Source organism: Kitasatospora sp. NPDC023118 (genome assembly GCF_055560875.1).
Window position 1 is genome coordinate 34,794 of record NZ_JBVHHW010000041.1, and the last position, 24,120, is coordinate 58,913.

The following is a 24,120-nucleotide window of genomic DNA, read 5'->3' on the forward strand; positions in this document are numbered from 1 at the left end:
GACCTCGGTGAACTCCGGGCTGTGGATGTGGCGTTCACGCTGGCCGGGCGGACGGCCTTCCCGCATCGGGCGGTGCTCGTCGACGGCGTCGAGGTGGCCCGGGGGCTTGTGGGTGACGGTGGGACGGCGTTCCTGTTCTCGGGGGCAGGGGTCGCAGCGGCTGGGAATGGGACGGGAGCTGTATGGCCGCTTCCCGGTGTTCGCTCGGGCCTTCGACGAGGTGTGCGAAGCGCTGGAGCTTCCGGTTCGGGACGTCGTATGGGGGCCGGACGAGGAGCTGCTGAACCGGACCGCGTACGCCCAGGCGGGCCTGTTCGCCGTCGAGGTGGCGCTGTTCCGGATGGTCGAATCGTTGGGCGTGCGGCCGGAGTTCGTGGCCGGGCACTCGATCGGTGAGGTCGCCGCGGCGTACGTCGCCGGGGTGTTCAGCCTGGCCGACGCTTGCGCCCTGGTGGCTGCTCGCGGTCGGCTGATGCAGGCGCTGCCGGCGGGTGGCGCGATGCTGGCGGTGCAGGCGACGGAGGACGAAGTCCTGCCGTTGGTGGGTGAGTTCGTGTCGATCGCCGCTGTCAACGGCCCGCGCTCGATCGTCGTCTCCGGCACGGAAGAGGCTGTCGCGGCGATCGAGGCGCACTTCGCCGACCGCAGGACGACGCGACTGCGGGTCTCGCACGCGTTCCACTCGCCGCTGATGGATCCGATGCTGGAGGACTTCCGCGAGGTCCTCAACGGGCTGACGTACGCCGCTCCTTCGATCCCGGTGATCTCCAACCTGACCGGCGCACTGGCCGAGGACCTGACGTCGCCCGACTACTGGGTGCGCCACGTCCGCGAGGCCGTCCGCTTCGCCGACGGGATTCGCACGCTGGAAGCCGCGGGCGTCACGCGCTTCCTGGAGCTCGGCCCCGACGGTGTCCTCACCGCGCTCGCGGCCGCCTGCCTCGCCGGCGACGCCGTCCTGACCCCCGTCCTCCGGAAGGACCAGGCTGAGGACGCGACCGTCCTGACCGCCCTCGCGCGCCTGCACGTCACCGGCGCGCGCGTCGACTGGGCCTCCCTCTTCGCCGGGACCGGTGCCCGCGCCGTGGACGTGCCCACGTACGCGTTCCAGCACCGGCACTACTGGCCGGCGGTCACGCCCGCGCGCGGCGGCGACGTCCGGCTCGCGGGCCTCGGTGCCGCCGAGCACCCGCTGCTGGGCGCGGCCGTCGAGCTCGTCAACACGGACGGCTACCTGTTCACCGGCCGGTTGTCGACCGGGTCGCACGGGTGGCTGGCGGACCACGTCGTCATGGGTTCGGTGCTGGTGCCGGGGACGGCGCTGATGGAGCTGGCCGTGCGCGCTGGGGACGAGGTCGGCTGCGACCTGGTCGAGGGGCTGACGCTCGCCGCGCCGCTCGTCCTGCCCGAGCGGGGCGGCGTGCGGGTGCAGGTGTGGGTCGGCGAGCCGGACGCGTCCGGGCGGCGCGCGCTCACCGTGCACGCCCGGCCGGACGACGCGGACGGGACGGACTGGACCCTCCACGCCACCGGTGTGCTGGGGACGGGTGCGGCGCGGGCACCGTTCGAGGCGTCCGTCTGGCCGCCGGCCGGTGCCGAGGCGGTCGACCTGACCGGGCTGTACGAGGGCCTGGCGGAGGCCGGGTTCGGGTACGGCCCGGCGTTCCGGGGGCTCGGCGCGGCCTGGCGGCGCGGGGACGAGGTCTTCGCGGAGGTCGCCCTGCCCGAGGGCACCGACGGGAGCGGCTTCGGCCTGCACCCGGCGCTGTTCGACGCCTGCCTCCACGCGTTCGCGCTGACCGGGTCCGACGAGCGCGGCGTGCCGTTCGCGTGGGAGGACGTGACGCTGCACGCCTCCGGCGCGTCGTCGGTCCGGGTGCGGCTGACGCCGTCGGCGGGCGGCGGGGTGTCGCTGGCGATCGCCGACACCGAGGGGCGCCCGGTGGCGACCGTCGGGTCGCTGGTCGTGCGCCCGGTGGCGGCGGGCGAGGCGGGCCCGGTCGGCCGGGACGCGTTGTTCCGGGTGGAGTGGGTGCCGGTGAAGGGCGTGGCTGCTCCGGAGTTCGCGGTGGTCGGGTCGCTGGCGGAGGTGCCGGCGGACGTGCCGCCGGTGGTGGTGGTCCGACCGGCGGACGGCGACGTGCACGCGCGTACGGCCCGCGTGCTGGAGCTGGTGCAGGGCTGGCTGGTGGAGGAGCGGTTCGCGGCCTCCCGGCTGGTGTTCGTGACGCGCGGCGTGGTGGCGGGCGAGGACCTGCCGGGTGCGGCCGTGTGGGGTCTGGTGCGGTCGGCGATGTCGGAGGAGCCGGGCCGGTTCGGCCTGGTGGATCTGGCGGGTTCGGAGGAACTGCCGCCCGCTGCCCTGGGCTTGGACGAGCCGCAACTGCTCGTCCGCGACGGGGAGGTCCTCGCGGCCCGGCTGATTCGGACGGAGGCCATGGCCGAAGCGGTGGCGTGGCCGAGCGAGGGTACGGTCCTCGTCACCGGCGGTACCGGCGGCCTCGGCAGGCTTGTGGCCCGGCACCTGGCGGCCGAGCACGGCGTGCGCAGCCTGTTGCTGGTCAGCCGTCGCGGCGCGGACGCCGAGGGCGTCGAGGCGCTGCTCGCCGGGCTGGCTGAGCTCGGCGCGGAGGCGGTCGTCGAGGCCTGTGACGTGGCCGACGAGGCCGCCGTGGCAGACCTGTTCGCCCGCCACGAGATCCGAGGGGTCGTCCACACCGCCGGTGTGCTCGACGACGGCGTGATCGGTTCCCTCACCCCCGAGCGCGTCTCCGCCGTCCTCCGTCCGAAGGCGGACGCGGCGTGGAACCTGCACCGGGCCGCCGAGAACGTCGAGACCTTCGTCCTTTTCTCCTCCGTCGCCGGCACGTTCGGCAGCGCGGGCCAGGCCGCCTACGCGGCGGGCAACGCCTACCTGGACGCTCTGGCGCTCCACCGCCGCTCGCTCGGCCTGCCCGCCGTCTCCCTCGTCTGGGGTCCCTGGTCGGACGTGGCGGGCATGACCGGCACGCTCACCGACGCCGAGGGCGAGCGCATCGCCCGGCTCGGTCTGCCGGCCATCGCCCCGGACCAGGGCGTCGCGCTCTTCGACGCGGCGCTCGCGACCGGGCACCCGGCCGTGCTGCCGGTCCGCCTCGACCTGGCGGCGATGGCCGCGCACGGTGAGGTGCCCGCCCTGGTGCGCGGCTTGGTGCGGGGCCGCGTGCGGCGCGCCGTCGTCGCCGGTTCGGCCGTGTCGGCGGGCCTGGCGCAGCGGCTGTCCCGCCTCGGCGGCGAGGAGCGGCGGGCGGCCGTCCTGGAGCTGGTGCGCGACCAGATCGCGCTGGTGCTGGGCCACGAGGGCGGCTCGGCGGTCGACCCGGCGCGGGCGTTCCAGGACCTCGGCTTCGACTCGCTGACGGCGGTCGAGCTGCGGAACCGGCTGCGGTCGGTGACCGGCGTCCAGCTTCCGGCCACCGTCGTGTTCGACTACCCGACGGCGAGCGCGCTGGCCGGCTTCCTGCTGGAGGGCCTGATCGGCACCGAGAGCGTCGTCCACGTCCCGGAGGCGATGCCGTCGCTGTCGGACGACCCGATCGTGATCGTCGGGATGGCCTGCCGCTACCCGGGCGGCGTCGAGTCGCCGGAGGACCTGTGGCGGCTGGTGGCTGACGGCGTGGACGCGGTCTCCGGCTTCCCGACGAACCGCGGCTGGGCCGTCGAGACCCTCTACAACCCGGACCCGGACCACGTCGGGACGTCCTACACGCGCTTCGGCGGATTCCTGCACGACGCCGGGGAGTTCGATCACGAGTTCTTCGGCATGAGCCCGCGCGAGGCGCTGGCGACGGACGCGCAGCAGCGCCTGCTGCTGGAGACGTCGTGGGAGGCCTTCGAGCGGGCCGGCATCGACCCGGTGTCGCTGCGCGGCAGCCGGACCGGCGTCTTCGCGGGCGTGATGTACGCCGACTACGCGAGCCTGCTGGGCGGCGGCGAGTTCGAGGGCTACCAGGGCAGCGGCAGCGCGGGAAGCGTGGCCTCGGGCCGCGTTTCGTACACGCTGGGCCTGGAGGGTCCGGCGGTGACGGTGGACACGGCGTGCTCGTCGTCGCTGGTGGCGATGCACCTGGCGGCCCAGGCGCTGCGCAGCGGTGAGTGCTCGCTGGCGCTGGCCGGTGGCGTCACGGTGATGTCGACGCCGGGGACGTTCGTGGAGTTCTCGCGCCAGGGCGGCCTGTCGGCCGACGGCCGGTGCCGTTCGTTCGCGGACGCGGCCGACGGCGTCGGCTGGGGCGAGGGCGTCGGCATGGTGGTACTGGAGCGCCTGTCGGATGCCCGCCGGAACGGCCATCGAGTGCTGGCAGTTCTGCGGGGGAGTGCCGTCAACCAGGACGGTGCCTCCAACGGTCTGACGGCGCCGAACGGCCCGTCGCAGCAGCGCGTGATTCGCCAGGCGCTGGCGAGCGCCGGGCTGTCGTTCGGCGACGTGGACGCGGTGGAGGCGCACGGCACGGGCACGACGCTGGGTGACCCCATCGAGGCCCAGGCCCTGATCGCCACCTACGGCCAGAACCGCGAACTGCCCCTGCTGCTGGGCTCGATCAAGTCGAACATCGGCCACTCCCAGGCCGCGGCCGGCGTGGCCGGCGTGATCAAGATGGTGCTCGCGATGCAGAACGGTGTGCTGCCGCGCACCCTGCACGTGGACGCGCCCTCCTCGCACGTCGACTGGACGGCCGGCGCGGTCGAGCTGCTCACCGAGCGCACCGAGTGGCCGGCCACCGGCCACCCGCGCCGCGCGGGCGTGTCGTCCTTCGGGATCAGCGGCACCAACGCCCACGTGATCCTGGAGCAGGCCGAAACCGAGGCCGTGCAAGAGGCGGTGATGACGGCGGGGGCGATTCCCTGGGTGGTATCCGCCAAGTCCGAAGCGGCGCTGGACGCTCAGGTCGCGCGGCTGACGGAGCTCGATGAACTATCTGCTGCCGATGTGGCGTTCACCCTGGCCGGGCGGTCGCGGTTCCCGCACCGGGCGGTGGTCGTCGACGGGACCGAGGTGGCCCGAGGAGTCGCGTCGGTGGGCAGGAGGGCGTTCCTCTTCTCCGGCCAGGGCTCGCAACGCCTCGGCATGGGACGGGAGTTGTACGCTCGCTTCCCGGTGTTCGCCGACGCGTTCGACGCCGTCTGCGCGGCGCTGGACGAGCACCTCGACCAGCCCCTTCGCAGCGTCGTGTGGGGCGCGGACGAGGAGCTGCTGAACCGGACCGCGTACGCCCAGGCAGGGCTGTTCGCCGTCGAGGTGGCGTTGTTCCGGCTCGTCGAATCGCTGGGCGTCCGGGCGGAGTTCGTGGCGGGGCACTCGATCGGTGAGGTCGCCGCGGCGTACGTCGCCGGGGTGTTCAGCCTGGCCGACGCTTGCGCCCTGGTGGCCGCCCGTGGCCGGCTGATGCAGGCGCTGCCGGCGGGCGGTGCGATGCTGGCGGTGCAGGCGACGGAGGACGAAGTCCTGCCGCTGCTTGGCGAGTTCGTGTCGATCGCCGCCGTCAACGGCCCGAGCTCGGTCGTCGTCTCGGGGACGGAGGCGGCCGTCGCGGCGATCGAGACGCACTTCGCCGACCGCAAGACGAACCGGTTGCGCGTCTCGCACGCGTTCCACTCGCCGCTGATGGATCCGATGCTGGCGGACTTCCGCGAGGTCCTCGACGGGCTCACCTACGGCGCGCCGTCGATCCCGGTGATCTCCAACCTGACCGGCGCACTGGCCGAGGACCTCTGCGCCCCCGAGTACTGGGTGCGCCACGTCCGCGAGGCCGTCCGCTTCGCCGACGGCATTCGCACCCTTCACGCCGCCGGCGTCGACCGCTTCCTCGAACTCGGCCCCGACGCCGTCCTCACCGCCCTCACCGCGAGTGCTCTGCCCGACGGCGAGGCCGAAGCGATCCCGGCGCTCCGCCGCAACCGGGCCGAGGAGCACACCCTCGTCGACGCCCTCGCCCGTCTCCACGTCCACGGCGCCACGGTGGACTGGGCCGCGCTGTTCGCCGCCACCGGCGCCCGGCACATCGACCTGCCGACGTACGCCTTCCAGCGCCGCCGCTTCTGGCCCGCGCCCCTGGCCGTCCGCGGTGGTGACGTCCGCTCCGCCGGCCTCGGTGCCACCACGCACCCGATGCTCGGCGCGGCCGTCGAACTGGCCGACGAGGACGGGCTGGTGCTCACCGGTCGCCTGTCGACGGCCGCCTTCCCGTGGCTGGCCGACCACGCCGTCCAGGGCACGGTCCTGGTCCCCGGCGCCGGTCTGCTCGAACTCGCGCTGCGCGCCGCCGCCGAGGTGGGCTGCGAGCAGGTGGAGGAACTGACCCTGGCGGCACCGCTGGTGCTGCCCGAGCGGAGTGCGCTCCAGCTCCAGCTCCGCGTCGGAACACCGGACCCCACCGGCCGCCGGGAGCTCACGATCCACTCGCGGCCGGACGGGGACCCGGACGCCGGGTGGGTCCAGCACGCGGCCGGTTCGCTGGCCGCCTCCGGAGCCGTCGAGGCGGAGCCGTTCGACGTCTGGCCGCCGGCCGATGCCGAGCAACTGCCGGTGGAGGGTGCGTACGAGCGCATGGCGGAGTCCGGCTTCGGCTACGGCCATGCCTTCCAGGGCCTCCGTACGGCCTGGCGGCGCGGCGAGGAGCTGTTCGCCGAGGTCGTGCTGCCGGAGGGCGTCGAGGCCGACGGCTTCGGCGTGCACCCGGCGCTCCTCGACGCGGCCATGCACGTCGCCATCGTGGACGCCGGGAGCGACGACACCGTGGTCCCGTTCGCATGGACGGGCGCGGCGCTGCGTGCCGTCGGCGCGTCGGCGGTACGGGTGCGGCTGGTCCGGCTCGCCGGTGGCGGGCTGCGGCTCGACCTCGCCGACCCGGCGGGCGACCCGGTGCTGACGGTGGCCTCCGTGAGGGGCCGGGCGGTCTCGGCGGAGCAACTGGGCTCGGCCGACCCGCTCTACGCGGTCGAGTGGTCGGAGCTGCCGGCCACCGCGAGCATGGGCGCGGAATGGACGGCCTGGGACGCCCTGCCCGCCGAGGGCTCGGCGCCCGAGACCGTCGTCCTGGACTGCACGACCGTGCCCGTCCCGGCCGACGACGTCCCGGCGGCCGTCCGCGAGGTGACGCGGCACGTCCTGCGCGCGGTGTGGGCGTGGCTGGCGGAGGAGCGTTTCGCGGCGTCGCGTCTGGTGGTCGTGACGCGTGGTGCGGTGGCGGTGCGTGAGGGTGAGCCGGTGGATCTCGCGCAGGCTCCGGTGTGGGGTCTGGTGCGGTCCGCGCAGGCGGAGAACCCGGGCCGGTTCGGCCTGCTGGACACGGATGGGGAGGTGATCGTCACCGCCGAGCCGGAGTCGGCCGTGCGGGCCGAGGCCGTGTACGTTCCGCGTCTGGGCCGTCTGCCGCAGCCGGAGGGTCCGCTGCCGGTCGGTGCGGACGACACGGTGCTGATTACCGGCGGTACGGGTGGTCTGGGTGCTGTCGTGGCCCGGTACCTGGTTGCCGAGTGCGGGGTCCGGAGTCTGGTGCTGACGAGCCGTCGTGGCCCGGAGGCGGCGGGCTCGGCGGAGCTGGTGGCGGAGCTGTCCGCCCTCGGCACTGTGGTTGACGTCCGCGCCTGTGACATGGCGGACCGCGGGGCCGTGGCCGCTCTGATCGACGCGATCCCTGGCCTGTCGGCCGTGATCCACGCGGCCGGTGTCGGTGACAACGGTCTGGTCGGCGCGCTGACGCCCGAGCGCAAGGATGCCGTCCTGGCGCCGAAGGCCGACGGCGCGTGGTACCTGCACGAGCTGACCGGCCACCTCGATCTGACCGCCTTCGTCCTCTTCTCCTCCGCTGGTGGTCTCGTCCTGACCGCCGGCCAGGGCAACTACGCCGCCGCGAACGTCTTCCTCGACGCCCTCGCCGCCCACCGCCACGCCGCCGGCCTGCCCGCCACCTCGATGGCCTACGGCCTCTGGGACGTCGGCGCCGGCCTCGGGCGTGACCTCGCGGACGTCGACCGGGCGCGGATGGCCACCCAGGGCGTTCCCGTCCTCGACCACGCGACCGGCCTCGCACTCTTCGCCACCGCCCTGCGCAGCGACCGCGCGGCCGTCGTCCCGATCCGGGTCGACGCCGCCGCCCTGCGCGCCCGCACCGACGAGGTCCCCGCGCTCCTGCGCGCCCTCGCTGCCCCGCGCAGGCGCGCCGAACTGCCCACGAGCGGCCGTGCGGCCGAGACCGGCCTGGCTAAGCGCCTCGCCGGGCTGGGCGAGAGCGAGGGCCGGCGCCTGGCGCTGGAACTCGTGCGCGCGGAGGTCGCCGCCGTGCTCGGCCACGCCTCCGCCGATGCGATCGCGCCCGAGCGCGCGTTCCAGGAGCTCGGCTTCGACTCCCTCGCAGCGACCGACCTGCGCAACCGCCTCAACAAGCGCACCGGCCTGCGCCTGCCCGCGACCCTCGCCTTCGACTTCCCCAACGCCCGGGCCGTCGCGGAGCACCTCCTCGACCTGGCCGGCGCGGGCACGGAGCCGACCCCGGCCGTTGGCGCCGAGCGCCGCCCGCACACCGCCGACGAACCGATCGCGATCGTCGGCATGGCCTGCCGCTACCCCGGCGGCGCGGCCACGCCCGAGGACCTGTGGCGGCTGCTGATGGACGGCGTCGACACCGCCACCGGACTGCCGACCGACCGCGGCTGGGACATCGAGCACCTCTACGATCCCGAGCCCGGCAAGGAGGGCCACAGCTACACCCGCCACGGCAGCTTCCTGCACGACGCCGGCGACTTCGACCCCGGCTTCTTCGGGATCTCGCCGCGCGAGGCCCTCTACATGGACCCGCAGCAGCGGCTCCTCCTGGAGACCTCGTGGGAGGCACTGGAGCGGGCGGGCATCGACCCGCTGTCCCTGCGCGGCAGCCGGACGGGCGTCTTCGCGGGCGTCATGTACCACGACTACGCTCTCAACACGAACCCCTCGGGCACCAGCGGCGGCAGCGTCGTCTCGGGCCGGGTGTCCTACACGCTGGGCCTGGAGGGCCCGGCGGTGACCGTGGACACGGCCTGCTCCTCCTCGCTGGTCGCCCTGCACCTGGCGGTCCAGGCGCTGCGCACCGGCGAGTGCTCGCTGGCCCTCGCGGGCGGCGCGACGGTGATGTCGACGCCGGGCATGTTCATCGAGTTCTCGCGGCAGCGGGGGCTGTCGGCGGACGGGCGCTGCAAGGCGTTCGCGGGCGCGGCGGACGGCGTGGGCTGGTCGGAGGGCGTCGGGGTGCTGCTCGTCGAGCGGTTGTCCGACGCGGAACGGCTCGGCCACCGGGTGCTCGCGGTGATCCGCGGCACGGCCGTCAACCAGGACGGCGCGAGTAACGGCTTCTCGGCGCCGAACGGTCCGTCGCAGCAGCGGGTGATCCGCCAGGCGCTGGCGAGCGCCGGGCTCGCCGCGTCGGACGTCGACGCCGTCGAGGCACACGGCACCGGCACGACGCTGGGCGATCCGATCGAGGCGCAGGCGCTGCTCGCGACGTACGGCCAGGACCGCGAAGTCCCGCTGCTGCTGGGCTCGATCAAGTCGAACATCGGGCACGCGCAGGCGGCGGCCGGTGTGGCGGGCGTGATCAAGATGGTGCTGGCGATGCAGCACGGCGTGCTGCCGAAGTCGCTGCACATCGACCGGCCCTCGCCGCACGTCGAGTGGTCGGAGGGCGCGGTCGAGCTGCTGGCCGAGGCCCGGGACTGGCCGGCGACCGGCCGCCCGCGCCGGGCGGGCGTGTCCGCGTTCGGGATCAGCGGGACCAATGCGCACGTGATCGTCGAGCAGGGTCCCGAGCCGGTAGTCGAAATGCCGGTCGCAAAGGGCGAGTTTGGCACGATTCCCTGGCTGCTCGCCGCGGCGACGCCGGAGGCCCTGCGGGCGCAGGCCGAGCGGCTCGCGACCTTCCTCGGCGCGAGGCCGGAGCTCGACGCGCTGGACGTCGCCCACTCGCTGGTGGCGACGCGGCCGGCGCTGGAGCACCGCGCGGTGCTGCTCGGCGCGGATCGGGTGGAGCTGCTGGCCGGACTGGACGCGCTGAGCCGGGGCGAACTCGCTCCGGGGGCGGCCACCTCGTCCGCCCGGGCGGGTGGGGCGACGGCGTTCCTGTTCTCCGGCCAGGGCTCGCAGCGGCTCGGTATGGGCCGGGAGTTGTACGCCCGCTTCCCGGTCTTCGCGGAGGCGTTCGACGCGGTGTGCGCGGCGACAGAGCTTCCCGTACGCGAGGTGGTGTGGGGCGAGGACGCGGAGCTGCTGAACCGGACGGCGTACGCTCAGGCGGGCCTGTTCGCCGTTGAGGTGGCGCTCTACCGTCTCCTCGAATCGCTGGGTGTGCGACCGGAGTTCGTGGCCGGGCACTCGATCGGCGAGGTCGCTGCGGCGCACGTCGCCGGGGTGTTCTCGCTGGAGGACGCCTGCGCGCTGGTCACTGCCCGTGGCCGGCTGATGCAGGCACTGCCGATGGGTGGTGCGATGCTCGCGGTGCAGGCGACGGAGGACGAAGTCCTTCCGCTGCTTGGCGAGTTCGTGTCGATCGCGGCCCTCAACGGCCCGTCGTCCGTCGTCGTCTCGGGCGCCGAGGAGGCCGTCTCGGAGATCGAGGAGCACTTCGCCGACCGCCGGACGACCCGCCTTCGCGTGTCCCATGCCTTCCACTCGCCGCTGATGGACCCGATGCTGGAGGACTTCCGTGCGGTCCTCAACGGACTGACGTACCACGCGCCTTCGATCCCGCTGGTCTCCAACCTGACCGGCGGGCTGGCCGAAGGCCTTCAGACGCCCGACTACTGGGTGCGCCACGTCCGCGAGGCCGTCCGCTTCGCCGACGGGATCCGCACCCTCCACGAGGTCGGCGTCCGCCGCTACCTCGAACTGGGCCCCGACACCGTCCTGTCCGGCCTGGTGCAGGGCGCCCTCGACGACCCGACCGCCGCCGGCACGTGCGTCGTGCCCGCCCTGCACGCGGACCGGGACGAGGAGGCGAGCCTGATCGGCGCCCTCGGCCGGCTGCACGCGGCCGGGGCCGAGGTGGACTGGTCCGTCCTCTTCGCCGGCAGCGGCGCCCGGACGGTGGAGCTGCCCACCTACGCGTTCCAGCACCGCCGCTTCTGGCTCGATGCGACGACCCCGCTCGGCGACCTGGGCGCGGTGGGCGTGGGCGCCTTCGCACACCCGCTACTCGGCGCGGCCGTCGACCTGTCCCACACGGACGGGTTCCTCCTCACCGGCCGGATGTCGCTGGACTCGCACCCGTGGCTGGCCGACCACCAGGTCCTGGACACCGTCCTGGTGCCGGGCGCGGCGCTGGTCGAGCTCGCGCTGCGGGCCGCGGCCGAGGTCGGGTGCGAACTGGTGGAGGAACTGACGCTGGCCGCACCGCTGGTGCTGCCCGAGCGCGGCGCCGTCCAACTGCACGTGCGGGTCGGTGGCCCGGACGCCTCGGACCGGCGCGTGGTCACCATCCACTCGCGGCCGGACGGGGATCCGGACGCCGGGTGGGTGCAGCACGCGGCCGGTTCGCTGGCCGCTTCCGGGTCCGTCGAGGCGGGGTCGTTCGACGCGGCCGTCTGGCCACCGGTCGGCGCGGAGCCGCTGCCGATGGAGGGCGCGTACGAGCGGATGGCGGAGTCCGGCTTCGGCTACGGCCCGGTGTTCCAGGGACTGCGCGCGGCCTGGCGGCGCGGCGAGGAGTTGTTCGCCGAGGTCGTGCTGCCGGAGGGCGTCGAGGCCGACGGCTTCGGCGTGCACCCGGCGCTCCTCGACGCGGCCATGCACGCCGCGATCCTGGCCGGCGGCGAGCGGGAGACGATGATCCCGTTCGCGTGGACCGGCGTGACCCTGTCCGCCGTCGGCGCCTCCGCGGTACGGGTGCGGATCGTCCGGCTCGCCGGTGGCGGGCTGCGGCTCGACCTCGCCGACCCGGCGGGCGGTCCGGTGCTGACGGTGGCCTCGATGGTGGGCCGGGCGGTGTCGGCGGAGCACCTGGGCTCGGTCGACCCGCTCTACGGGATCGAGTGGGCGGAGCTGTCGAACGCGCCTGCCGCGGAGAGCTCCTGGGCTCGGTGGGAGGACGTGTCGAACTCCGAGGAGCCGACGCCCGACGTGGTCGTCCTCGACTGCGGTGCCTTCGCGGCCCCCGAGGACGTCCCGAGCGGTGTCCGCGTGAGCGTCCACGCCGTGCTGGAAGTCCTCCAGACCTGGCTGGCGGAGGAGCGTTTCGCGGCGTCGCGTCTGGTGGTGGTGACGCGTGGTGCGGTGGCGGTGCGTGAGGGTGAGCCGGTGGATCTGGCGCAGGCTCCGGTGTGGGGTCTGGTGCGGTCCGCGCAGGCGGAGAACCCGGGCCGGTTCGGCCTGCTGGACACGGACGGGGAGGTGATCGTCACCGCCGAGCCGGAGTCGGCCGTGCGGGCCGAGGCCGTTCACGTTCCGCGTCTGGGCCGTCTGCCGCAGCCGGAGGGTCCGCTGCCGGTCGGTGCGGATGACACGGTGCTGATTACCGGCGGCACGGGTGGTCTGGGTGCTGTCGTGGCCCGGTACCTGGTTGCCGAGTGCGGGGTCCGGAGTCTGGTGCTGACGAGCCGTCGTGGCCCGGAGGCGGCGGGCTCGGCGGAGCTGGTGGCGGAGCTGTCTGCCCTCGGTGCTGTGGTTGACGTGCGTGCCTGTGACATGGCGGACCGCGACGCGGTCGCAGCGCTCATCGAGGCGATCCCTGGCCTGTCGGCCGTGATCCACGCGGCCGGTGTCGGTGACAACGGTCTGGTCGGCGCGCTGACGCCCGAGCGCATGGATGCCGTCCTGGCGCCGAAGGCCGACGGCGCGTGGTACCTGCACGAGCTGACCGGCCACCTCGATCTGACCGCCTTCGTCCTCTTCTCCTCCGCCGGTGGTCTCGTCCTGACCGCCGGCCAGGGCAACTACGCCGCCGCGAACGTCTTCCTCGACGCCCTCGCCGCCCACCGCCACGCCGCCGGCCTGCCCGCCACCTCGATGGCCTACGGCCTCTGGGACGTCGGCGCCGGCCTCGGCGAGCACCTCCTGGAGCTCAATCGCAACCGCATGGCCGCCCAGGGTGTCCCGCCGCTCTCCCGCGAGGCCGGTCTGGCGCTGTTCGCCGCCGGTCTGCGCAGCGAGCGCGCCGCCGTCGTCCCGATCCGGGTCGACGCCGCCGCCCTGCGCGCCCGCACCGACGAGGTCCCCGCGCTGCTGCGCGCCCTCGTCCCGGCCGCCCGCCGCACGGCGGCCCACGCTCCGGCGTCGGCCGCGCCGGCCGACGGTTTCGCCGCCCGGCTCGCCGGGCTGACGGAGGCGGAGCAGCGGCGGACCGTCCTCGAACTCGTCCGGGCCCGGGTGGCCGGTCTGCTCGGCCACGAGTCGGGCGACGCGATCGAGCCGGACCGCGCGTTCCAGGAGCTCGGCTTCGACTCCCTCGCCGCGACGGACCTGCGCAACCAGCTCAACACCCTCACCGGCCTGCGCCTGCCCGCGACCCTCGCCTTCGACCACCCGAACGCCGAGGCCGTGACGGACTACATCGTCACCGAGCTCGGCGTGCGGACGGCGGCCGCGAGCGGCGAGGCGTCCCGCGCCGAGGCCGACCTGCGCGCCGCGCTGCAGTCGATCCCGACCCGCCGCCTCCGTGACGCGGGCCTGGTCGACGCCCTGCTCGACCTGGCCGACGACCGGGTCCGTTCCATCGATGCCGAGACGGACGTTCCGGTGGCGACGGAGGTCCGCCACGACCCGATCGCGATCGTCGGCATGGCCTGCCGCTACCCGGGCGGGGTGACCACGCCCGAGCAGCTCTGGGAGCTGGTGACGTCCGGCGCGGACGCGATCTCCCCGTTCCCCGCCGACCGCGGCTGGGACCTGTCGACCCTGCGAACCGGAGACGCGCACGACACCCGCGAGGGCGGATTCCTCGACGGCGCCGCCGAGTTCGACCCCGGCTTCTTCGGGATCTCCCCGCGCGAGGCCCTCGCGATGGACCCGCAGCAGCGGCTCACGCTGGAGCTCTCCTGGGAGGCCCTGGAGCGTGCCGGCATCGACCCGACCGGCCTGCGCGGCACCCGCACCGGCGTCTTCACCGGCGTGATGTACCACGACTACCCGGGCAGCGACGGCAACGGCAGTGTCGTGGCCGGCCGCGTCTCGTACAAGCTCGGCCTGGAGGGTCCGGCGGTCGCCGTCGACACCGCCTGCTCCTCCTCGCTGGTCGCGCTGCACCTGGCCGTCCAGGCGCTGCGGCAGGGCGACTGCTCGCTCGCGATCACCGGTGGCGTGACGGTCATGGCCACACCCGGGGTGTTCGCCGAGTTCGGCCGACAGGGCGCACTCGCCCCCGACGGGCGGTGCAAGTCCTTCGCGTCCGCCGCCGACGGCACGGGCTTCGCCGAGGGCGCGGGATTCCTGGTCGTCGAGCGGCTGTCGGACGCGCTGCGCAACGGGCACTCGGTGCTGGCGCTCGTCCGAGGCAGCGCCGTCAACCAGGACGGTGCGTCGAACGGTCTGACGGCGCCGAACGGTCCGTCGCAGCAGCGGGTGATCCGGCAGGCGCTCGCCAACGCGCGCCTCGGCGCCGACCAGGTCGACGTGGTCGAGGCGCACGGCACGGGCACGACGCTGGGCGACCCGATCGAGGCGCAGGCCCTCCTCGCCACCTACGGCCAGGACCGCCCCGAGGACCGGCCGCTCTGGCTGGGCTCGGTGAAGTCGAACATCGGCCACACCCAGGCCGCGGCCGGTGTCGCCGGCGTGATCAAGATGGTGCTCGCGATGCACAACGGCGAGCTGCCCTCGACGCTCCACGTCGACGAGCCGAGCTCGAAGGTGGACTGGTCGGAGGGGGCGGTCCGGCTCCTGACCGAGCGTCGGGCGTGGGCCCCGGGCGACCACCCGCGGCGCGCCGGCGTGTCCTCCTTCGGTATCAGCGGTACCAACGCCCACGTGATCATCGAGGAGGCCCCGACGGCGGACCTGTCCACGGAGTCGCCTGAGGTCGAGCCCGGTGTCGTGCCGTGGCTGCTGTCCGCCGCGACCCCGGAGGCCCTACGCGCGCAGGCCGAGCGGCTGCTCACCGCCGTCACGGCCGACGGCGGTGCCCGTCCGGTGGATGTCGCGTACTCCCTGGCGGCGACCCGCGCCGCGCTCGAACACCGCGCGGCCGTGGTCGGCGACGGGATGGAGCAACTCCTGGTCGGCCTGCGGGCGGTGGCGGACGGCGAGGCGCCGAGCGGCATCGCCACGAGTGGGCGGGTGGCCTACCTCTTCTCGGGGCAGGGCTCGCAACGGCTCGGAATGGGCCGGGAGTTGTACGTGCGGTTCCCGGTGTTCGCGGAGGCGTTCGACGCGGTGTGCTCGCGGTTCGACCTGCCCCTCCGGGATGTCGTGTGGGGCTCGGACGAGGAGTTGCTGAACCGGACGGCGTACGCTCAGGCGGGCCTGTTCGCCGTCGAGGTGGCCCTCTACCGGCTCGTTGAATCGCTGGGTGTGCGACCGGAGTTCGTGGCCGGGCACTCGATCGGCGAGGTGGCTGCGGCGCACGTCGCCGGGGTGTTCTCGCTGGAGGACGCCTGCGCGCTGGTGGCGGCCCGTGGCCGTCTGATGCAGGCGCTGCCGGAGGGTGGCGCGATGCTGGCCGTGCAGGCGAAGGAGGACGAAGTCCTGCCGCTGCTCGGCGAGTTCGTGTCGATTGCGGCCGTCAACGGCCCGACGTCGATCGTCGTCTCGGGCACGGAGGAGGCTGTCGCGGCGATCGAGGCGCACTTCGCGGACCGCAAGACGACCCGCCTGCGTGTGTCCCACGCGTTCCACTCGCCGTTGATGGATCCGATGCTGGAGGACTTCCGTGCGGTCCTCACGGGGCTGACGTACCAGGCGCCTTCGATCCCGGTGATCTCCAACCTGACGGGCCGGCTGGCCGATGGCCTGACGTCGCCCGACTACTGGGTGCGCCACGTCCGCGAGGCCGTCCGCTTCGCCGACGGCGTCCGCACCCTCCACGAGGCCGGCGTCCGCCGCTACCTCGAACTCGGCCCCGACGCCGTCCTCACCGCCCTCACCGCGAGCGCGCTGCCCGACCGCGAGGCCGAAGCGACCCCGGCGCTGCGCCGCGGACGCGACGAGGAGCGTACCGTCGTCGAGGCGCTGGCGCGTCTGCACGTGCTGGGCGTGCCGGTGGACTGGTCAGCCTTCCACGCCGGGACGGGCGCCCGCCCGGTCGCCCTGCCGACGTACGCGTTCCAGCACCGCCGCTTCTGGACGGACGCCTCGGCGTTCTTCCCCACGGCTGAGTCCGCCGGGCTCAGGAACGCCGAGCACCCGCTGCTCACCGGCTCGCTCGAACTGGCCGGTTCCGCCGGGCTGGTGTTCACCGGCCGGCTGTCGGCCCGGTCGCACGGGTGGCTGGCGGACCACGTCGTCATGGGTTCCGTCCTGGTGCCGGGCACGGCGCTGGTCGAGCTGGCCGTGCGCGCGGGCGACGAGGTCGGCTGCGACCTGGTCGAGGAATTGACCATGGCCGCGCCGCTCGTGCTGCCCGAGGAGGGGCCCGTCCGGATCCAGGTGCGGCTGGCCGAGCCGGACGACTCCGGCCGCCGTGCGGTCGGCATCCACTCCACGGCGGACACCGGTCCGGAGCCGGTCTGGACCCTGCACGCGAGCGGCGTGCTGGGCTCGGGCGCGGCACCGGCGGAGTTCGACGCCTCGGTCTGGCCGCCGGTCGAAGCCGAACAACTGGACCTCACCGGACTGTACGAGGGCCTGGCGGACACCGGGTTCGGGTACGGCCCGGCGTTCCAGGGCCTCCGGGCCGTCTGGCGGCGCGGGGACGAGGTCTTCGCGGAGGTCGCCCTGCCCGAGGGTACCGAGGGCACCGGCTTCGGCCTGCACCCGGCGCTGTTCGACGCCTGCCTCCACGCGTTCGCGCTGACCGGGTCCGGCGAGGGCGGCGGCGTGCCGTTCGCGTGGGAGGACGTGGCGCTGCACGCCTCCGGCGCGTCGGCGGTGCGGGTGCGCCTGACGCGGTCGGCCTCCGGCGTGCTGGCGCTTGCCGTGGCCGACGCCGACGGCAGGCCGGTGGCCTCGGTCGGCGCGCTGACGGTGCGCCCGATCGCCGCCGAGCAGCTCGCGGTTGGGACGCGGGTGGGCCGGGACGCGTTGTTCCGGGTGGACTGGGTGCCGGTGAAGGCCTCCGACGCGCCGGAGTTCGTGGCGGTCGGGTCGCTGGCGGAGGTGCCGGCGGACGTCCCGCCGGTGGTCGTGATCGAGACGGCCGCCGATGAGGTGCACGCGCGTACGGCCCGCGTGCTGGAGCTGGTGCAGGGTTGGCTGGTGGAGGAGCGGTTCGCGGCCTCCCGGCTGGTGTTCGTGACGCGCGGCGTGGTGGCGGGCGAGGACCTGCCGGGCGCGGCCGTGTGGGGTCTGGTGCGGTCCGCGATGTCGGAGGAGCCGGGTCGCTTCGGCCTGGTGGATCTGGCGGGGGAGGCGGAGCTGCCGTCCGCTGCCCTGGGTCTGGACGAGCCGCAGCTGCTCGTCCGTGACGGGGAGATTCTCGCGGCCCGGCTCGTCCGGACGGAAGCGGCGGCCGACGCGGCTGTGTGGCCGAGCGAGGGCACGGTCCTGATCACGGGCGGCACGGGCGGCCTCGGCAGGCTCGTGGCCCGGCACCTGGCGGCCGAGCACGGCGTGCGCAGCCTGTTGCTGGTCAGCCGTCGCGGCGCGGACGCCGAGGGCGTCGAGGCGCTGCTCGCCGGGCTGGCTGAGCTCGGCGCGGAGGCGGTCGTCGAGGCCTGTGACGTGGCCGACGAGGCCGCCGTGGCAGACCTGTTCGCCCGCCACGACATCCGCGCGGTCGTGCACACCGCCGGCGTGCTCGACGACGGTGTGATCGCTTCGCTGACCCCCGAGCGCGTGAGCGCCGTCCTGCGCCCGAAGGCGGACGCGGCCTGGAACCTGCACCAGGCCACCGAAGGCCTCGACCTCGACGCCTTCGTCCTCTTCTCCTCCATGGCCGGCACGTTCGGCAGCGCGGGCCAGGCCGCCTACGCGGCGGGCAACGCCTACCTGGACGCCCTGGCGCTCCACCGCCGCTCGCTCGGCCTGCCCGCCGTCTCCCTCGCCTGGGGTCCCTGGTCGGACGTGGCCGGCATGACCGGCACGCTCACCGACGCCGAGCGCGAGCGGATGACCCGCGCGGGCGTGCCGCCGCTCGACCCGGCGCACGGGCTGGCGCTTCTCGACGCGGCCCTCGCCACCGGAGAACCGGCCGTGCTGCCGGTCCGCCTCGACCTGGCGGCGGCGGCCGCGCACGGCGACGTCCCCGCCCTCCTGCGCGGCCTGGTCCGGACCCCGGTGCGCCGGGCGGCCACAGCCCCCGCCGCGATCGACCTGACCCGGCGGCTGTCGGGCCTGGGCGGTGAGGAGCGGCGCGAGGCCGTCCTGGACCTGGTGCGCGATCAGATCGCGCTCGTGCTCGGCCACGAGGGCCGGGCGACGGTGGACCCGTCGAGGGCCTTCCAGGACCTCGGCTTCGACTCGCTGACGGCGGTCGAACTGCGCAACCGGCTGCGGACCGTGACCGGTCTCCAGCTGCCGGCCACCGTCGTGTTCGACTACCCGACCGCCCACGCGCTCGCCGGCTTCCTACTGGAGGGCCTGTTCGGCACTGCGGAGACCGTGGAACTCCCGGCGGCCCTGCCCGTCCCGTCCGACGATCCGATCGTGCTCGTCGGGATGGCCTGCCGCTACCCCGGCGGCGTGGCGTCGCCGGAGGACCTGTGGCACCTGGTGGCCGACGGCGTGGACGCGGTGTCGGAGTTCCCGGCCGACCGTGGCTGGGACGTCGAGACCCTCTACAACCCGGACCCGGACCACAGCGGCACGTCCTACACCCGGACGGGCGGGTTCCTGCGGGAGGCGGCGGCGTTCGACGCGGCGTTCTTCGGGATGAGCCCGCGCGAGGCGCTCGCGACGGACGCGCAGCAGCGTCTGCTGCTGGAGACCTCGTGGGAGGCCTTCGAGCGGGCCGGCATCGACCCGGTGTCGCTGCGCGGCAGCCGGACCGGCGTCTTCGCGGGCGTGATGTACGCCGACTACGCGAACCTGCTCGGCGGCGGCGAGTTCGAGGGCCACCAGGGCAGCGGCAGCGCCGGGAGCGTGGCCTCGGGCCGCGTCTCGTACACGCTCGGCCTTGAAGGCCCGGCGGTCACGGTCGACACGGCGTGCTCCTCGTCCCTCGTCGCGATGCACCTCGCCGCCCAGGCCCTGCGCAGCGGCGAGTGCACGCTGGCCCTGGCCGGCGGCGTGACGGTGATGTCCACCCCGGCGACGTTCGTCGAGTTCTCCCGGCAGCGCGGCCTGGCCGCGGACGGCCGCAGTAAGGCCTTCGCCGAGGCGGCGTCCGGCGTGGGCTGGGGCGAGGGCGTCGGCATGGTCGTGCTGGAACGGTTGTCGGACGCCCGCCGTAACGGGCACCGCGTCCTCGCGGTGCTGCGGGGAAGCGCCGTCAACCAGGACGGCGCGTCCAACGGCCTCACCGCGCCGAACGGTCCCTCGCAGCAGCGCGTGATTCGCCAGGCGCTGGCGAACGCCGGGCTGTCGTTCGGCGACGTGGACGCCGTCGAGGCGCACGGCACGGGCACGACGCTCGGTGACCCGATCGAGGCCCAGGCGCTCATCGCGACGTACGGCCAGGACCGCGAAGTTCCGCTATTGCTGGGCTCGATCAAGTCGAACATCGGCCACTCCCAGGCCGCGGCCGGTGTCGCCGGCGTGATCAAGATGGTGCTGGCGATGCAGCACGGAGTGCTCCCGCAGTCCCTGCACATCGACCAGCCCTCCACCCACGTCGACTGGACGGCCGGCGCCGTCGAGCTGCTCACCGAGCGCACCGACTGGCCGGCCACCGACCGACCGCGCCGCGCGGGCGTGTCGTCCTTCGGGATCAGTGGCACCAACGCGCACGTCATCCTGGAGCTGCCCGAGTCGGCGGAGCCGGAGAGCGAGGCCGCACCCGGCCTGGTGCCGTGGGTGGTGTCCGCCAAGTCCGAGGTGGCGCTGGACGCACAGCTCGCGCGGCTCACGGATGCCGGGGAACTGCCCTCCGCAGACGTGGCGTTCACCTTGGCCGGGCGGTCGGCGCTGCCGCACCGCACGGTGCTCGTGGACGGCGCGGAGGTGGCCCGAGGGGTCGCGACCGACGGCAAGACGGCGTTCCTGTTCTCCGGGCAGGGCTCGCAAAGGCTCGGCATGGGACGGGAGTTGTACGCCCGGTTCCCGGTGTTCGCCCGTGCCTTCGACGAGGTGTGCGGGGCTCTGGAGCTTCCGCTTCGGGACGTCGTGTGGGGCGCGGACGAGGAGCAGCTGAACCAGACCGCGTACGCCCAGGCCGGGCTGTTCGCCGTCGAGGTTGCGCTCTACCGTCTCGTCGAATCACTCGGCGTGCGCGCCGAGTTCCTGGCCGGGCACTCGATCGGTGAGGTCGCCGCGGCGCACGTCGCCGGAGTGTTCAGCCTGGCCGACGCCTGCGCCCTGGTGGCCGCCCGCGGCCGTCTCATGCAGGCGCTGCCGTCCGGCGGTGCGATGCTCGCCGTGCAGACGACGGAGGACGAAGTGCTGCCCCTGCTGGGCGACTTCGTGTCGATCGCGGCCGTCAACGGCCCGCGCTCGATCGTCGTCTCGGGAGCGGAGGAGGCCGTCGCGGCGATCGAGGCGCACTTCGCCGACCGCCGGACCACGCGCCTGCGGGTGTCCCACGCGTTCCATTCCCCGCTGATGGACCCGATGCTGGCGGACTTCCGCGAGGTCCTCGACGGGCTGACCTACAGCACCCCTTCGACCCCGGTCGTCTCCAACCTCACCGGTGAACTCGGCGACGAGGACCTTCGTACCCCCGACTACTGGGTTCGCCACGTCCGCGAGGCCGTCCGTTTCGCCGACGGCGTCCGCACCCTCCACGAGGCCGGCGTCCGCCGTTTCCTCGAACTCGGCCCCGACGCCGTCCTCACCGCGCTCACCGCGGGCGCGCTGCCCGACGACGCCGACACCGTGGCCACCCCCGCGCTCCGCAAGGACCGGCCTGAGGAGGCGAACCTCCTCCAGGCACTCGCGCGCCTGCACGTCCACGGCGCGAAGGTCGACTGGCGGGCCCTGCTCGCCGGAGCCGGCCGGCAGCTCGCCGAGCTCCCGACCTACCCGTTCGAGCACCGGGACTACTGGCCGACCGGCCTGCCCGCCGGCCGCGGTGCCGAGTCCGCCGGGCTCAGGAACGCCGAACACCCGCTGCTCACCGGCTCGCTGGAGCTGGCCGACAGCGACGGCCTCCTGTTCACCGGCCGCCTGTCGGCGCGCTCCCACCCGTGGGCGGCGGACCACGTCGTCATGGGCTCGGTCCTGGTGCCGGGCACGGCGCTGGTCGAGCTGGCCGTGCGCGCGGGCGACGAGGTCGGGTGCGACGTCGTCGAGGAACTGACGCTCGCGGCGCCGCTGGTCCTCCCGGGAAAGGGAGCCGTGCAGCTCCAGGTCGCCGTCGGGGCGCCGGACGACGCGGGCCGCCGGCCCGTGACCGTGCACTCCCGGCCCGGTTCGGGCGGCCCGCACCCGTGGACCCTGCACGCCAGCGGCGTGCTCGGCACGGGCGCGGCACCGGCGGCGTTCGACGCCTCGGTGTGGCCGCCGACCGACGCGGAGCAGCTCGACCTGACCGGCCTCTACGACGGCCTGGCGGAGGCCGGGTTCGGGTACGGCCCCGCCTTCCAGGGCCTCCGGACGGTCTGGCGCCGGGGCGACGAGCTCTTCGCCGACGTCTCCCTGCCCGAGGGCGTCGAGGGCGGCGCCTACGGTCTGCACCCGGCCCTGTTCGACGCCTGCCTGCACACGCTCGCCGTGGGCGGCGGGCTCGGGGAGGGCGGTGCCGGGGTGCCGTTCGCGTGGGAGGACGTCGTGCTGCACGCCTCCGGGGCGTCCGCGCTCCGGGTCCGGCTGGCGCCGTCGGCGTCCGGCGGGCTGGCGCTCGCCGCGGCCGACACCGAGGGCCGGCCGGTCGCGTCGGTGGGCTCGCTCACCGTCCGGCCGATCGCTGCCGAACAGCTCGGCGCGGCGGCCCGCCCGGCGGGCCACGACGCGCTGTTCCGCCTCGACTGGGTGCCGGTGCAGGCGCCCGCCGACGCGGACGTGGCGTCCGTCGCCGTCGAGCCGACCGCGCAGGCGCTGACCGAGCTCGCCGCACGGTCCGGCGTGCCGCCGGTGGTGCTGGCCGAACTCCCCGCCGGCGGGGCCGAGTCGGTGCACGCCCGAGTGGCCGCCGTCCTGGAGATGGTCCAGACGTGGCTCGCGTACGACGGGTTCGCCGCCTCGCGGCTGGTGTTCGTCACGCGGGGCGCGGTGTCCGGCGCCGACCTCGCCGGCGCGGCGGCCTGGGGATTCGTCCGCTCGGCGGCCTCGGAGGAGCCGGGCCGGTTCGGCCTGCTCGACCTGGCCACCGCCGAGACCGGGATCCTGCCCGCCGCCCTCGCCGTCGATGAGCCGCAACTTCTCATCCGCGACGGCGAGTTGTTCGCCGCCCGCCTCGCGCGGGAGGAGCTCGCGACCGAGGCCCCGAGCTGGCCCACCGAGGGCACGGTGCTGATCACCGGTGGCACCGGCGGCCTCGGCCGCCTGGTGGCCCGGCACCTCGCCGCCGAGCACGGCGTGCGCAGCCTGCTCCTGGTCAGCCGCAGCGGCGCCGCCGCCGACGGCGTGGCCGAACTGGTCGCCGAACTGGCCGGGCTCGGCGCCGAGACGGCCGTCGAGGCCTGCGACGTCGCCGACGAGGCCGCCGTCACCGGGCTGTTCGCCCGCCACGACGTCCGCGCGGTGGTGCACACCGCGGGCGTCCTGGACGACGGGACGATCGGCTCGCTCACGCCCGAGCGCATCGGCGCCGTCCTACGCCCGAAGGCGGACGCCGCGTGGAACCTCCACCGGGCCGCCGAAGGCGTCGAGACCTTCGTCCTGTTCTCCTCGGCGGCCGGCACGCTCGGCAACCCCGGCCAGGCCAACTACGCGGCGGCCAACGCCTTCCTGGACGCACTCGCCCGCCACCGCCACTCCCTCGGCCTGCCCGCCGTCTCCCTGGCATGGGGCCCGTGGACCGGCACCGGGGGCATGACCGGCACCCTCACCGAGGCCGAGGCCGAACGACTGGTCCGGGCCGGCATGCCGCCGCTCACGCCGGAACTGGGCCTCGCCCTGCTCGACGCGACCACGGCCGGCACGGCACCCGTCGTCCTGCCGCTCCGCCTCGACCCGGCCGCCCTGAGCCGGCGCGGCGAGATCCCGCCGCTCCTGCGCGGCCTGGTGCGCGTGCCGGTGCGGCGCGGCTCGGCCGCCGGCGCGGACGGCGGGACGGGCGGCGGCGCCGAGTTCGTGCGGCGGCTGTCCGAACTGCCGGGGGCCGAGCGGCGCGAGGCGCTGCTGGAGGCGGTCCGCCGCCAGGTGGCCGCGGTTCTCGGCCACACCGACGCATCCGGGGTGGACCCGCAGCGGGCCTTCCAGGACCTCGGCCTCGACTCCCTCACGGCAGTCGAACTGCGCAACCGCCTGGGTGGGCTGGTGGGCCTGCGGCTGCCGGCCACGCTGGTCTTCGACCACCCGACGGTGGCAGAGCTGGCCGACCACCTCTTCGACCGCCTCGGCCTCCAGCCCGAACCCACCGAGGGCCCGGCCGCCCTGCTGGCCGAACTCGACCGGTTGGAGCAGGCGTTCGGGACGACCGAGGTGGACGGATCGGACGAGGCGCTGTTCGACCAGGTGACCGCCCGCCTGGAGGTGCTGCGCTCGAAGTGGCTCGCCGTCCGGAGCGCCGCTGCCGCCGAAGGTCCCGCGGGCTCCGGGACCTTCGACTTCGAGTCGGCCTCGGACGACGAGATGTTCGACCTCCTGGACAACGAACTGGGCCTCGCCGACTGACCCGGCTCCACCCCTCCCCAAGTCGCGGGGGGCCCGCCCCCCCCCGCCCCCCCCCCCCCCCCAAGGGGTGCGACCCCCAGCGGCGCGGGGGAGCCACCCCCCAAAGGGGCCGCCGAAAATGACCAATCAAAACCGCCCCCCACCCCCCCTCT

Annotated in this window: 1 protein-coding gene; it reads left to right on the forward strand. The window is 74.7% G+C overall.

From position 1 onward, the window contains the following. Positions 1-166: 166 nt before the first annotated feature. Positions 167-23,968 (forward strand): SDR family NAD(P)-dependent oxidoreductase, encoded by a 23,802-nt coding sequence (locus ACZ3UD_RS34060; RefSeq protein WP_465596700.1) that lies wholly within the window; start codon positions 167-169, stop codon positions 23,966-23,968. Positions 23,969-24,120 lie beyond the last annotated feature (152 nt).